Below are 13,061 nucleotides of genomic sequence, written 5' to 3'. Positions count from 1 at the left end.
TGAGTGAAGGGCACCTTTTGCCGAGTTAGTTGGTGAAAGGTGCCCTTCACCTCGGTTACGAGCGGAGGGTGCCTGGGGTTAGGCCGGTGGTTTGGCGCATTGCCCGGGTCAAGTGGCTTTGGTCGGAGAAGCCGGTGCGGATGGCGATTTCGGCGATCGGCAGGTCGGTTTGGGTCAGCAGGCGTTGGGCTTCCTGCAATCGGAGGCGGACCAGGTACCGGTGCGGTGGTAGTCCGGTCGATTCCCGGAACAGGGCGGCGAAGTGCGACGGGCAGACGCCCGCGATCGCGGCCATCGTCTCCAGCGACGGCCGCCTGGCGAGGTTCGCCCAGAGGTAGTCGAGGACCGCGTCGAGTTGGTTGCTGTGCAACGAGGTCAGCACCAGCCGATGCCCGGCCTCCGCTGGCGAGTACTGCTTGGCGACGTGCGCCACCAGCGCGGTGGCCATCGAATCCGCGTAGCGCCGGTCGGCGGGGGCGGCTCTCTCGTGCTCGGTCAGCAGGGCTTGGACGAGCATCTGCAACATCACGTCCCGCACCGCGAACGCTGGGACGAGCGTGCCGTCTCCGCCGGATTCCGACCGGAACCGGGCCACGCATTCGGGAGCGATCACGACGACGGCGAGCTCCACATCGGCGTCCCACCTCGGCGACGCGCGCAGTCCGGCGGGCTGCACGACGATGTCGCCCGCCTGGAAGCGGGCCTGATATCGCCGCCCGTCGACGGTCCACTCCAGGCACGCGGTCCGCCCGCAGCACATCGCGACCAGGTGCTTGGCCGGAGCGCTGCCCCAATGCGGCCTGCGGCGCGCGCGCCGCAGGCCGCGCTCGATGACGATGTGGTCGAGGTCGGCGTCACCGCCGGAGGCGATCTCGAAATTCCGCTCGATCCGGGAAGGCCGCCCGGCCCAGTCGCCCGGCAACCCGCTGAAATCGGTGTCCCTACCGCCCTCGAACATGCTCTTCCCGTCGAGCTCCGCAGGCTCCGGTCACCATCCGAAGGCGGCACTGCCGACCACCCGGCAAGTCCTCGGGCACCAGTCCCATCCGGCACGCCTCTCGCGGATTCCGGGCCGAGACTACTCGGCGCCCGGTGCACCGGCGACTCGGAATTGTCGTTGCACACCAACGAAGATCCGCTGCGCGACGGGCACCTGTCGCGGGTCAGGTGCCGGTTCGGCCGGACAGCCGGGCCAGCCAGTGGCGCAGCAGCGCGACCTCGGGGTCGGCGAGCTCGTCGGCACCGTCCTCGATCAGGACGAGCAGTTGCGCCGCGACGGCCGAGGTGCCCTTCTTCCTGGCGGGCGTTTTCCGGCCGGTGATCAGGACATCCAGCAGCGCGTCCCGGATCAGCTCGGATTTCCGCGGCGCATCCGGGTCCTCGGGTCGCGTGATGGCCTGCAGGGTGACGCCGACGGCGGCGGCTTCGATGCAACCGGCGGCCAGTTCGACGTCGACCTGCAGCCGCCCGGCGCGGGCCACCTCGGTCAGCTGCCGCACCAGCGAGGCGTGCGCCTCACCGGCCGCGGCGGGCAGCTTGCCCGGCTTCGCCGAGCCGTACATCAGCGTGTAGAACGCCGGATGGGTTCGACCGAACTCGACGTGGGCGTCCCAGCCCCGCACGAGGTCCTCGACCGGGTCCCCGGTGCTGGGCGTGGCCCGCTTCTCCGCGAGGTAGGACTCGAAACCGTGGGTCACCACGGCCTCGAACAGGCCCGCCTTGTCGCCGAAGTGGTGGTACAGCGTGGGTGCGCCGACACCCGCCGCCGCGCAGATCGCACGGGTCGACACCGGTTCGCCGTCGGCTTCGGTCAACAGCCGGGCAGCCGCGTGCAGAATCCGTTCCCGCGCATCCATCTCATCAACGATACACGAAATTGCATATCATCGGTACAGCGCCGAAACGGGGTTTGAAGCGTTTCAGCGGTTGGTCCGGGTGGAGGCGCGGACGACGAGTTCCGGGCGGAACACCACCTGCTGGTGCTCCGGCGCCTCCGCTCCGGAGGTCTCGGCGATGAGCAGTTCGGCGGCGGTGTGGCCCAGCCGCTTCGCGGGTTGGCGGACCGAGGTGAGCGGGACCGCGGCGGCTCCGGCGAATTCGATGTCGTCGTAGCCGACGATCGCCATCTCCTCCGGCACCCGCACGCCCGCGCCCACCATCGTCTGGAGCACCCCGAGGGCCAGCAGGTCGTTGGCGCAGAACACGGCGGTCGGCCGCGGGCTCATGCCGAGCAATCGCGATCCGGCGTCGCGCCCCGAGGACACGTCGAGCGCGGCCGATTCGAGCACCGACAGCGAGACGCCGGTCCTCTCCAGCGCCGATCGCACCCCGGCCTCGCGGTCGCGGCACTGCGCCAGGATGGCCGGTCCGTTGACGAAGGCGATGCTGGTGTGGCCGGTCTCCAGCAGGTGCCGGGCCGCGAGCTCTCCCCCGGCCACGTCGTCGACGGACACCGAACTGGCCTCTTCCGGCGGCACCTTGCGGTCGACGAAGACGTACGGGATCCCGCTGCGCGAGAAGGTCCGCAACCGGTCGCTGGAGGTCTCGACCGGGCTCAGCAGCACGCCGCGCACCCGCTGCTCGGCCAGCATCGACAGGTAGGACGCCTCGGTCGCCACCCGCTGGCCGCTGTTGCAGGTGATGACGTTGAGACCGGCCTCGTGCGCCGCCTGCTCCGCGCCGCGCGCCAGGTCCACGAAGAACGGGTTGCCCAGGTCCAGCACCAGCAGCGCCATGATCCGGCTGCGACCGGCCCGCAGTTGCCTAGCGGACTCGTCGCGGACGTAGCCGAGTTCCTCGATCACCGACAGCACGCGCATGCGGGTCGCGGCCGAAACCACGTGCGGCCGATTGACCACATTGGACACCGTGCCGATGGAAACCCCAGCCCGCCGCGCCACATCCTTGATGCCGACCATGCTTCCCCTTGCTCTGCGACGACTTGCAGCCTACCATCCCGATGAAACGTTTCAAATGTGACTACTCCGCACAGCGTTGACCGGTCCACTCGACGGGGAGATGACCTATGGCCGCGAAGTCGGCGATCAAGGATCTGCTGCGCAACCAGCGGATCGAAACGCCCTCCTGGGCGTACGGGAACTCGGGCACCAGGTTCAAGGTCTTCGCCCAACCCGGCGTACCGCGAACCGTCGAGGAGAAGATCGACGACGCCGCGCAGGTGCACGCCTGCACCGGTGTCGCGCCGAGCGTCGCCCTGCACATCCCGTGGGACCGCGTGGCGGACTACCGCAAGCTCGCCGATTACGCCGAATCGGCCGGTGTGCGGCTGGGCGCCATCAACGCCAACGTCTTCCAGGACGACGACTACAAGCTCGGCAGCATCACCAACCCGGATCAGAAGATCCGCCGAAAGGCCCTGGACCACCTGCTGGAGTGCGTCGACATCATGGACGCCACCGGCTCCCGCGACCTCAAGCTCTGGTTCGCCGACGGCACCAACTACCCCGGCCAGGACGACATCCGCACCCGGCAGGACCGGCTCGCCGAAGCGCTGGCCGCGGTGTACGAACGCCTCGGCGCGCACCAGCGGATGCTGCTGGAGTACAAGCTGTTCGAGCCCGCCTTCTACACCACCGACGTGCCCGACTGGGGCACCTCGTACGCGCACTGCGTGCAGCTCGGCGACCAGGCGCAGGTGTGCGTGGACACCGGGCACCACGCACCGGGCACGAACATCGAGTTCATCGTCGCCTTCCTGCTGCGGGCCGGGAAGCTCGGCGCCTTCGACTTCAACTCCCGCTTCTACGCCGACGACGACCTGATGGTCGGTGCGGCGGATCCGTTCCAGCTGTTCCGGATCATGTACGAGGTGGTGCGCGGCGGCGGGTACGACCCCGAAGCCGGGGTGGCGTTCATGCTCGACCAGTGCCACAACATCGAGGCGAAGATCCCCGGTCAGATCCGCTCGGTGTGCAACGTCCAGGAAGCCACCGCCAAGGCCCTGCTGGTGGACCGCGACGCGCTGGCCGAGGCGCAGCAATCCGGTGATGTGCTGGCCGCCAACGACGTGTTCATGGACGCCTACCACACCGACGTCCGCCCCCTGCTGGCCGAGCTGCGCACCGAGATGGGGTTGGACCCCGCCCCGGTGGCCGCCTACCGCCGCTCGGGTTACCAGGAGCGCATCGTCGCCGAACGCGTCGGCGGCAGCCAGGCGGGGTGGGGCGCATGATCGAGGAACTGCTCGCCCGCTCCAACCGGCTGGGCGCCGATCCGGCCAACACCAACTACGCGGGCGGCAACACCTCCGCGAAGGGCAGCGCGCCCGACCCGGTCACCGGGCAGCCGGTGGACCTGTTGTGGGTCAAGGGTTCCGGCGGCGACCTCGGCACGCTCACCGAACAGGGCCTCGCCGTGCTTCGGTTGGACCGGCTGCGCGCGCTGGTGGACGTCTACCCGGGGGTCGAGCACGAGGACGAGATGGTCGCCGCGTTCGACTACTGCCTGCACGGCAAGGGCGGCGCGGCGCCGTCCATCGACACCGCCATGCACGGCCTGGTCGACGCCGCGCACGTGGACCACCTGCACCCCGACTCCGGCATCGCGCTGGCCACCGCGGCCGACGGCGAGAAGCTCACCGAGCAGTGCTTCGGCGACCGGGTGGTCTGGGTGCCCTGGCGCCGCCCGGGTTTCCAGCTGGGACTGGACATCGCGAAGATCAAGGCCGACAACCCGAACGCGTTCGGCTGCGTCCTGGGCGGGCACGGCATCACCGCCTGGGGCGACACCTCGGCCGAAGCCGAGGCGCACTCGCTGGAGATCATCCGCACCGCCGCCCGGTTCCTCGCCGAGCACGGCCGCCCGGAGCCGTTCGGTCCGGTCGCGCACGAACCGCTGGCCGAGCCCGAGCGCCGCGAACGGGCCGCCGCGCTCGCACCGGTGATCCGCGGCCTCGCCTCGACCGACCGGCGCCAGGTCGGCCACTTCACCGATTCCGAGGTGGTGCTCGACTTCCTGTCCAGGCGGGAACATCCCCGGCTGGCCGCGCTCGGCACCTCCTGCCCCGACCACTTCCTGCGCACCAAGGTCCGGCCCCTGGTCCTCGACCTGCCGCCGACCGCGGCCCTGGAAGAGGTCGTCGAGCGGCTGCGGGAACTGCACGTGGCGTACCGGGAGGAGTACCGGGCCTACTACCAGCGCCACGCGGAGCCGGACTCCCCGCCGATGCGCGGCGCGGACCCGGCGATCGTGCTGGTGCCCGGCGTCGGCATGTTCTCCTTCGGCGCGGATGCGCAGACCGCGCGGGTGGCCGGGGAGTTCTACGTCAACGCGATCAACGTGATGCGCGGCGCGGAATCGGTGTCCAGCTACGCCCCGATCGACGAGCGGGAGAAGTTCCGCATCGAGTACTGGGCGCTGGAAGAGGCCAAGCTCAAACGGCGGCCCGCGCCGAAACCCCTCGCGACGCGGGTCGCGCTGGTGACCGGCGCGGCCTCCGGGATCGGCAAGGCCGTCGCGCAGCGCCTGGCGGCCGAGGGCGCCTGCGTGGTGGTCGCCGATCTGAACGCCGAGGCGGCCCAGCGGGTCGCCGACGAGCTGGGCGGCCCGGACACCGCCGTCGCGGTCACCGCCGACGTCACCGACGAAACCCAGATAGCCAAGGCGTTCCAGGCGGCAGTCCTGGCCTTCGGCGGGGTGGATCTGGTCGTCAACAACGCTGGTCTGTCGATTTCCAAGCCCCTGCTGGAAACCTCGGTCCGCGACTGGGACCTGCAGCACGACGTGATGGCGCGCGGCTCGTTCCTGGTCTCGCGGGAGGCCGCGCGGGTGCTGATCGCGCAGGGCTTCGGCGGCGACATCGTCTACATCGCCAGCAAGAACGCGGTGTTCGCCGGGCCGGACAACATCGCCTACAGCGCGACGAAGGCCGACCAGGCGCACCAGGTCCGGCTGCTGGCCGCCGAACTCGGTCCGCACGGCATCCGCGTCAACGGGGTCAACCCGGACGGCGTGGTGCGCGGTTCGGGCATCTTCGCCGGTGGTTGGGGTGCCAAGCGAGCGGCCGTGTACGGCGTGCCGGAGGAGGAACTCGGCGCCTTCTACGCCCAGCGCACCCTGCTCAAACGGGAGGTGCTGCCGGAACACGTCGCGAACGCGGTGTTCGTGCTGACCGGCGGCGAGCTGTCCCACACCACCGGGCTGCACGTGCCGGTGGATGCCGGGGTAGCCGCCGCATTCCTGCGGTGAGAAATCCTCTGTCAACCTCAGTTCTTCCGAACCGCACCTCAGGGGACCGTGACGCAAACCAGCCACAAGAAACGACGAAACGTGCGATCGGACTGGACGTGACCAGCACTGAAAATCGCGGGGAGGCGGCACAGTGAGCGCCTTCGCCGCGGTCGACCTGGGAGCTTCCAGCGGCCGCGTGATGGTCGGCGACCTCTCGGCGTCCGGCCTCGAACTCACCGAGGTGCACCGCTTCCCGAACCGACCGGTGCGCATCGGCGGCACCCTGCACTGGGACGTTCTCGCGCTCTACCGGGGAGTTCTGGACGGGCTGCGGGCGGCGGGCGAGGTCGATGCGATCGGCATCGATTCGTGGGCGGTCGACTACGGCCTGCTCGATGCCGATGGCTCGCTGCTGGGAAACCCGGTGCACTACCGCGACGACCGCACCGAGCGGGTGATCGACGAGGTGCTGGCGAAGATCCCGGCCGAGCAGCTGTACGCGGCGACGGGCATCCAGTTCCTGCCGTTCAACACGATCTTCCAGCTCGCCGCCGACCCGCGGGCACCGACCGCCGAGCGGGCCCTGCTCATCCCGGACCTGATCTCCTACTGGCTCACCGGAACGGCCGGGACCGAGCTGACCAACGCGTCCACCACCGCGCTGCTCGATCCGCGCACCGGCCGGTGGTCCGAAGAGGTGGCCGAGCGGGCCGGGATCGATCTCGGCCTGTTCCCGCCGCTTCGAAAACCCGGCGAGCACAGCGGATTCCACGAGCGGACCCCGGTCTACGCGGTCGGTTCGCACGACACCGCCTCCGCGGTGGCGGCGATTCCGGCCGAGGGCGAGAACTTCGCCTACATCTCCTCGGGCACCTGGTCGCTGGTCGGCCTGGAGCTGGACGCGCCGGTGCTCACCGGCGAAAGCCGCGCCGCCAACTTCACCAACGAGGTGGGCATCGACGGCACCATCCGGTACCTGCGCAACGTGACCGGGCTGTGGCTGTTGCAGGAATGCCAGCGGGAGTGGGGAATCTCCGACATCACGGGCCTGCTCGCCGAGGCGGCGACGCTGCCCCGGCGGGCCGTGATCGACGCAGGCGATCCGCGATTCCTGCCGCCGGACGACATGCCCGCGCGGATCGCGGCGGCGTGCGCCGAAACCGGGCAGCCGGTACCGAGCGGACCGGCCGAGTTCACCCGCTGCGTGCTCGACAGCCTCGCGGCGGCCTACCGGCTGGCCATCGAAGACGCGGTGCGGCTGTCGGGCCGCCGGGTGGACGTGGTGCACGTGGTCGGCGGCGGATCCCGCAACGAGTTGTTGTGCCAGCTCACCGCGGATGCCTGCGGGCTCCCGGTGGTCGCCGGACCGGTGGAGGCCACCGCCCTGGGCAACGTGCTCGTGCAGGCCCGCGCGCACGGCTCGTTCAGCGGCGATCGGCGCACCATGCGCGAGTTGCTGCGGCACACTCAGCCGCTGACTACCTATCAACCACGATGAAACGATTCATTCAGGAGAGCGTACGGGATTGGCTTGCATAGCGGTGCGGGTAGCGGAACCTCAGAGGCATTCTCGACTCCGGGATCCCCGACTGACGTATGTCCAATACGCGGCGTCGTGGCTGTCCTCGCGAGAATGCCTCTGAGAACCCGCGGCGGTGCAAGTGCCGTAGGTGGGCTAAGCGGCTGCGCCGCTTGCGACGGCCCAGGTGTGGGCTTCAGTTGCTCGTCGCTGCGGCGCATACCACCGAAAGCGGCTACGCCGCTTGTCTGACGAGGACTCGCGTTGAGCCCTGCACCAATCCGCGCGAACTCCAAGGCCCAGAACTCGCGCAAAGCCTTGTGCGGGAGCACGGACATCATTAGCCTCACCGGTTAATACGTTTCAAAAGGTGACCTACGTCAACGTGGACTAGGAGACCCCGCAAATGACCTCTCAGGACGCGGTCGGCCTAAGCGCAACCGAGGACGGCGGCACCGTCACTCGTCAGCAGTGGAAGTGGTCCATCCTGGCCGGGATGGCTTCCTACCTGGATGCCGGTTCGATCGTCGCGCTCGGCGCCGGACTCTCCCTCTTCCAATCCTCCCTCGGCCTTTCCGACGGCGCGGTCGGTGCGCTCGCCGCGATCGGCCCGAACGCCATCGGCTGCGCGATCGGTGCGTTCGTCGGCGGACGGCTCGGTGACAAGCTGGGCCGCAAGCGGATCTACAAGTACGACCTGCTGGTGTACGCGGCGGGCATCCTGTGCATCGCGTTGGCCTTCAACACGCCGATGCTGTTCATCGGCACCTTCATCGTGGGTCTCGCGGTCGGCGCGGACGTGCCCACCTCGCTGGCCCTGGTCGGCGAGTTCTCCCCGTCGAAGGCGCGCGGCAAGCTCGTCTCGTTCACCCAGATAGCCTGGAACCTCGGGCCGGTGGTCGTGCTGCTGCTCGCCCTGGCGCTGTCCGCGCTCGATCTGATCGGGATCCGGATCGTCTTCCTGCACCTGTTCGTGGTCGCCATCGTGACCTGGGCGCTGCGCCAGGGGCTGTCCGAATCGGCGCGCTGGCAGACGGCGTCCACATCGGACACTTCGGCCAAGCACAAGCTCGGCGCCCTGTTCCGCGGCTCGAACCTGAAGGCCCTGGTGTGGACCGGAACCTTCTACCTGTTCTGGAACATCGCCGCGGGCACCAACGGGATCTTCACCCCATACATCATCAGGACGCTCAACGCGGGCAGCCAGGCGGCCAGCGTGGCGCTGTCCTGCGCGGGTTTCCTGCTCGGCATCCTGGCCGGGCTGGTGGTCATGCGGTTGGTCGACCGCTCGCACCTGACCCGCAAGGCGATGTGGGGCGTCGGCGCGGTGATGCAGGTCCTCGCCTTCGTGGCCTACCTGGTATTCCCGTTCACGGTGCCGGTGATCATCGTCAACATCGTGCTGTTCGGGGTGGGCGGTGCGTTCGCCGGTGAGGCGTTCTACAAGATCTTCAGCCAGGAGCTCTTCCCGACCATGCTGCGCGGCACCGCGCAGGGCTTGACCTTCGCCGTCGCCCGGACCTTTCTCGGCATCTGGAGCTTCTTCGTGCCCGCGCTCGCGGGTGTCGGCATCGGCCCGGTTGCCGCGCTGCTGGCGCTGTTCCTGCTGATCAGCGGGGTGGTCGGCTTCTTCTTCATGCCCAACACCTCCGGCAAGTCGCTGGAGCAGATCGAAGCGGAACGCGTGCTCGCATGACCCTGCTCGAACGGTTCACCGATCCTCGCCCCGAGTACAGCCCGCTGCCGATCTGGTGGTGGAGCGGGGCGAGGGTCACGCGGCAGCGGTTGCGCTGGCAGATGCGGCAGCTGGTGTCGCAGGGCGTCCGGCAGGCCGTGGTGATGTGCCTGGCGCCCACCGGCCCGATGTTCGGCTCGCTCGCCGACGACCCGCCCTTTCTCAGTCCACAGTGGATCGAGCTGTTGGACGGGGCGTGCGAGGACGCCGCAGAACTCGGCTTCCACCTGTGGATGTACGACCAGATCGGCTTCTCCGGGGCGAACTTCCAAGGCCGCCTCATCGCCGCCAACCCGGAGTTCGCGGGCCTGGCGCTGCACCGCGACGGGGACCGGATCGAGCCGCGGATCAGCGGATTCGACTACTTCGGCGTCGAGGCGTGCGCGGCGCTGCTCGACCAGGTGCACGGCACGTTGCAGCGGCACGTGGGCCGGTGGTTCGGCAGCGTCATCCCGGGTTTCTTCCAGGACGAACTGCCCGCGATGCCGACCTGGGGCCGGGACTTCGCGGAAACCTTCGCCGCGCACTACGGCTACGAACTCGTGCTCCCGGCGCTGTTCGAAGGCGCCGATCCCGAGTCGGCGCGGATTCGCCGGGACTACCACGAGCACCGGGCCCGCCTGGCGCGGCGGGCGTTCTTCGACCCGCTGGACGCCTGGTTCGCCGAGCGCGGTCTGATCTGCGGTTTCGACCAGCCGTCCCCGGCCCGCGAAGGCGACCCGGTCGGCGGTGTGCAGGTCTACGGCGACTACCTGGGCACCCATCGCGGCTACGGCGCGCCGGGCAGCGACCACTGGGGCGACGCGAAGGTCCACAGCTCGCTGGCGCACGCCCACGGTCGACCGCGCACCTGGATCGAGGCCTTCCACTCCTCCGGCTGGGGCGGCTCGCTGGAGGAGACCTACGACTGGCTCGCGCCGTTCCTGCGCCGCGGCGCGAACCTCTACGACCCGCACGCGGTCTACTACTCGACGGTGGGCGGCTGGTGGGAGTGGGCGCCGCCGTCGACCTGCTGGCGGCAGCCGTACTGGCCCGCCTACCACCAGTTCGCCACCGCGGTGACCCGGCTGTGCTCGGTGCTCAGCGCCGGAACCCACGTCTGCGACACCGTGCTGCTCTCCCCGACCACGACCGCGCAGGCGTACCTGACCCTCGACGGCCCGCTGCCACCGGCCGAACGCGCCACCGCCTGCTACCACGAGCTGAACGGCGTGAGCGCCTGGTTCGCCGAGCAGCGCGGCGTCCTGGAGCGGGCCGGGATCGACCACGACACCCTCGACGAGAACACCATCGCCAACGCGGTGATCGTCCACAACGGACTCCGCATCGGCGATGAGACGTACCGCACCGTGATCCTTCCCGAGGTCGAGCTGCTGCACCCGGCCGCCGCGAGCAGGCTGGCGGAGTTCGCGCGGGCGGGCGGCACCGTGGTGTGCGTGGGCACCGCGCCGGTCGACGGCGCGATCCAGGTGGCGAGCCCGGCGGACGTGCCTGGTGTGCTCCCGGCGGGGCCGGTGCGCGCCGACGCGCCGTTCCTGCTGCGGCGTTGCGGCGACAGCTACGTCCTGCTGCTCACCGCGCACGACGACCGCAGCGGGACGAAGGCGCCGATCGTCAAGATCGAGGAAAAGGACTGGTACAGCTCGGGATTCCCGTGGGACGAGTACTGGCGGCAGCTGCGGGAGGACGGCTACGAGTTCGTCCCGCCCGCGGATCGGGTCGCCCGGGTCCGGATCGACGGCCTGCCGCTGCGCGCCCAGCGGTGGGATCCCCGCACCGGTCGGCGCACCGAGCTGGCGGTGACCGACGACGGGTTCCTGGAGGTGCCCTTCACCGACGGGCCGATCTCGCTCGTCGTGCTCGGCGACGACCTGCCCGAAGCCACCACCGAGCCACTGGGCGCAGCAGCGCGCGCGACCGCCGTCGAAGGCCCATGGACAGCGGTCGCGGAGTCCACTTTGGACAACCAGCATGGTGATCTCGCGGCTGTCGAGCGGGACGGTGCGCTGCCCATCGAGGTGTGGCGCTTCGAGCACGCCAGCGGCGCGGTCACCGCGAGCTACGGTCCGTTCGCCGAGGTCCGCGACACCGGCGGCGACTGGCGCCCGGCGGAGTGGTCGCTGTCCCGGGGAATCCGCAACGACCCGGTGCACAACCAGACCCTCGGTCCCAAGGGCTACGTGCCCGAGGAATTCCTCGACTGGCGCCACGTCCCGGCGGGCGGTCGGGTCGCGGTGCGCACCCACCTGGCGCTGCCGGACCGCACCGGGCTGTGGTTGGCGGTGGGTTCGGGCGCCGCTCGCCGGGTCCTGGTCGACGGCGCCGAAACGCCGGTGGACGGCGCGGGATACCAGTCCTTCAGCCCGCTGCCGCGCGGCCGGACCGTCTCGCTGGAGATCGAGTTCACCGCCGAAGAAGACGGTCCGCTGCGCGCTTCGTTCGCGGTGGTCACCGATCCCGACGCCTACCGCAGGCCCGAATGGCTGGTCGGTGAGCAGATCACGCACCGGTTCCGGCTCGACGAAGTGCCAGCGGACGCGGCAGTCCAGGTGGCCAGCGAGGGCGCGTGCACCGTGCTCGTCAACGGCGTCGAGGTCGGCAGGCAGGGCGATTTCAACCCGTACCCGGCATTTCGGGAGATCCGCGTGCACCCCTACGACCTCGGCGAGGTCCTGCGGGTCGGCGAGAACACCATCACGCTGCGGCTCGGCGCGGACGGTGCCGTCGCGGTCGACGGGCTCGGGCTGCGCAGCGGACCCGGTTGGGGGCGGCTGCGCCGGAACCACCAGCGCGACCCGCGTTTCCACTGCGCCCGCGCCCGCCCGCACCCGCTGCCCGGCGCGCACTGGCTCGAACCCGCCGCGGCACCGGGCGACACCGTCGTGCCGGTCATCCCCGACCTGGCGCCCGGCGGGCAGCGCACCGAATGGCTGCGGTTTCCCGCCCCGCTGGGCACCACGGCGCTGCGGATCCCCACCGACCTGGATGTCGTGGTGTGCATCGGCGACGCCGAATACCAGCCGATCGACCAGCACGTGAAGCTGCCCGAACCCCTCGCGGCGGGAACGCCGATCCGGTTGCGGGTGAGCGCGGTGGACGGGCGGCGCGGTGGCGCCCTGCTCGACACCGCGATCGAGGTCGAGGTAGCCGAAACCGAGACGGATCTGCTCAGCTGGGAAGAGCTCGGCCTGCGTGCGCTCGGTGGGCAGGTCCGCTACCGCACGACCTTCCCGGCGCCGCCAGGCCGGGTCGTGCTCGACCTGGGTGCGGTGCGCGGCACGGCTGATGTGCTGGTCAACGGACGGTTGGTCGACCAACTCGTCTGGGGGCCGTGGCGCACCGAGATCACCGACGCACTGCGGCCGGGCGAGAACGAGCTCGAACTCATCGTCCGCGGAACCCTCGCCGGGTACCTCGACGACGCGTCGCCGACCACCGCCGTGGGCGCCGGACAGGTCCGCACCGGCCTGTTCGGTCCGGTGCGGCTGATCGAACACCAGGAGGTCCGATGACACCCTCTGTGTCAACCTCAGTCGTCCCGAACCGCACCTCAGGGGAACGTGACGCGAACCAGCCACAAGAAACCATGAAACGCCGAGATCGGGCTGGGCGCGACCA

Annotated in this window: 8 protein-coding genes; 5 read left to right on the top strand and 3 right to left on the bottom strand. The window is 70.0% G+C overall.

Annotation, left to right across the window (positions count from 1 at the left end):
- Positions 1-55: 55 nt before the first annotated feature.
- The 3 genes from ACTWQN_RS07800 to ACTWQN_RS07790 form a co-directional block, all read right to left on the bottom strand.
- Positions 56-958 carry a helix-turn-helix domain-containing protein gene (locus tag ACTWQN_RS07800; RefSeq protein WP_443202657.1) on the bottom strand — a complete coding sequence of 301 codons (903 nt, stop codon included), beginning with the start codon at positions 956-958 and terminating at the stop codon, positions 56-58.
- A 205-nt stretch (positions 959-1,163) separates the two neighbouring features.
- A complete protein-coding gene (locus tag ACTWQN_RS07795) occupies positions 1,164-1,856 on the bottom strand; it encodes a TetR/AcrR family transcriptional regulator (RefSeq protein ID WP_443202656.1) in 693 nt (230 codons plus the stop codon).
- A 63-nt stretch (positions 1,857-1,919) separates the two neighbouring features.
- Complete coding sequence (locus ACTWQN_RS07790) at positions 1,920-2,918, bottom strand: LacI family DNA-binding transcriptional regulator (protein ID WP_443202655.1); 999 nt, start codon at positions 2,916-2,918, stop codon at positions 1,920-1,922.
- Between the two features lie 107 nt (positions 2,919-3,025).
- Between ACTWQN_RS07790 and rhaI the strand changes: the two genes are divergently transcribed.
- The 5 genes from rhaI (at position 3,026) to ACTWQN_RS07765 (ending at position 12,955) form a co-directional block, all read left to right on the top strand.
- A complete protein-coding gene (gene rhaI / locus ACTWQN_RS07785) occupies positions 3,026-4,192 on the top strand; it encodes an L-rhamnose isomerase (RefSeq protein ID WP_443202654.1) in 1,167 nt (388 codons plus the stop codon).
- Positions 4,189-6,207 carry a bifunctional aldolase/short-chain dehydrogenase gene (locus ACTWQN_RS07780; RefSeq protein ID WP_443202653.1) on the top strand — a complete coding sequence of 673 codons (2,019 nt, stop codon included), beginning with the start codon at positions 4,189-4,191 and terminating at the stop codon, positions 6,205-6,207. The genes rhaI and ACTWQN_RS07780 overlap by 4 nt, the downstream gene beginning before the upstream one ends.
- A 181-nt stretch (positions 6,208-6,388) precedes the next feature.
- The gene (locus tag ACTWQN_RS07775; RefSeq protein WP_443202859.1) at positions 6,389-7,687 is read left to right on the top strand and encodes a rhamnulokinase; all 1,299 of its coding nucleotides are present in this window, start codon (positions 6,389-6,391) and stop codon (positions 7,685-7,687) included.
- 427 nt (positions 7,688-8,114) lie between these two features.
- Positions 8,115-9,404, top strand: coding sequence for an MFS transporter (locus ACTWQN_RS07770; protein ID WP_443202652.1), 1,290 nt, complete (start codon positions 8,115-8,117; stop codon positions 9,402-9,404).
- Positions 9,401-12,955 carry a hypothetical protein gene (locus tag ACTWQN_RS07765; protein WP_443202651.1) on the top strand — a complete coding sequence of 1,185 codons (3,555 nt, stop codon included), beginning with the start codon at positions 9,401-9,403 and terminating at the stop codon, positions 12,953-12,955. The genes ACTWQN_RS07770 and ACTWQN_RS07765 overlap by 4 nt, the downstream gene beginning before the upstream one ends.
- The last annotated feature ends 106 nt before the right edge of the window (positions 12,956-13,061 follow it).

This window comes from Saccharopolyspora antiqui (assembly GCF_052246905.1).
Taxonomy (GTDB): Bacteria; Actinomycetota; Actinomycetes; order Mycobacteriales; family Pseudonocardiaceae; genus Saccharopolyspora.
Note: the sequence above shows the minus strand (reverse complement) of the source record. Positions and strands in the feature narration are given on the sequence as shown.

Coding starts and splice junctions, on each gene's coding strand:
- ACTWQN_RS07765 (WP_443202651.1), top strand. CDS start 9,401: ATGACCCTGCTCGAACGGTTCACCGATCCTCGCCCCGAGTACAGCCCG.
- ACTWQN_RS07770 (WP_443202652.1), top strand. CDS start 8,115: ATGACCTCTCAGGACGCGGTCGGCCTAAGCGCAACCGAGGACGGCGGC.
- ACTWQN_RS07800 (WP_443202657.1), bottom strand. CDS start 958: ATGTTCGAGGGCGGTAGGGACACCGATTTCAGCGGGTTGCCGGGCGAC.
- ACTWQN_RS07790 (WP_443202655.1), bottom strand. CDS start 2,918: ATGGTCGGCATCAAGGATGTGGCGCGGCGGGCTGGGGTTTCCATCGGC.
- ACTWQN_RS07780 (WP_443202653.1), top strand. CDS start 4,189: ATGATCGAGGAACTGCTCGCCCGCTCCAACCGGCTGGGCGCCGATCCG.
- ACTWQN_RS07795 (WP_443202656.1), bottom strand. CDS start 1,856: ATGGATGCGCGGGAACGGATTCTGCACGCGGCTGCCCGGCTGTTGACC.
- ACTWQN_RS07775 (WP_443202859.1), top strand. CDS start 6,389: ATGGTCGGCGACCTCTCGGCGTCCGGCCTCGAACTCACCGAGGTGCAC.
- rhaI (WP_443202654.1), top strand. CDS start 3,026: ATGGCCGCGAAGTCGGCGATCAAGGATCTGCTGCGCAACCAGCGGATC.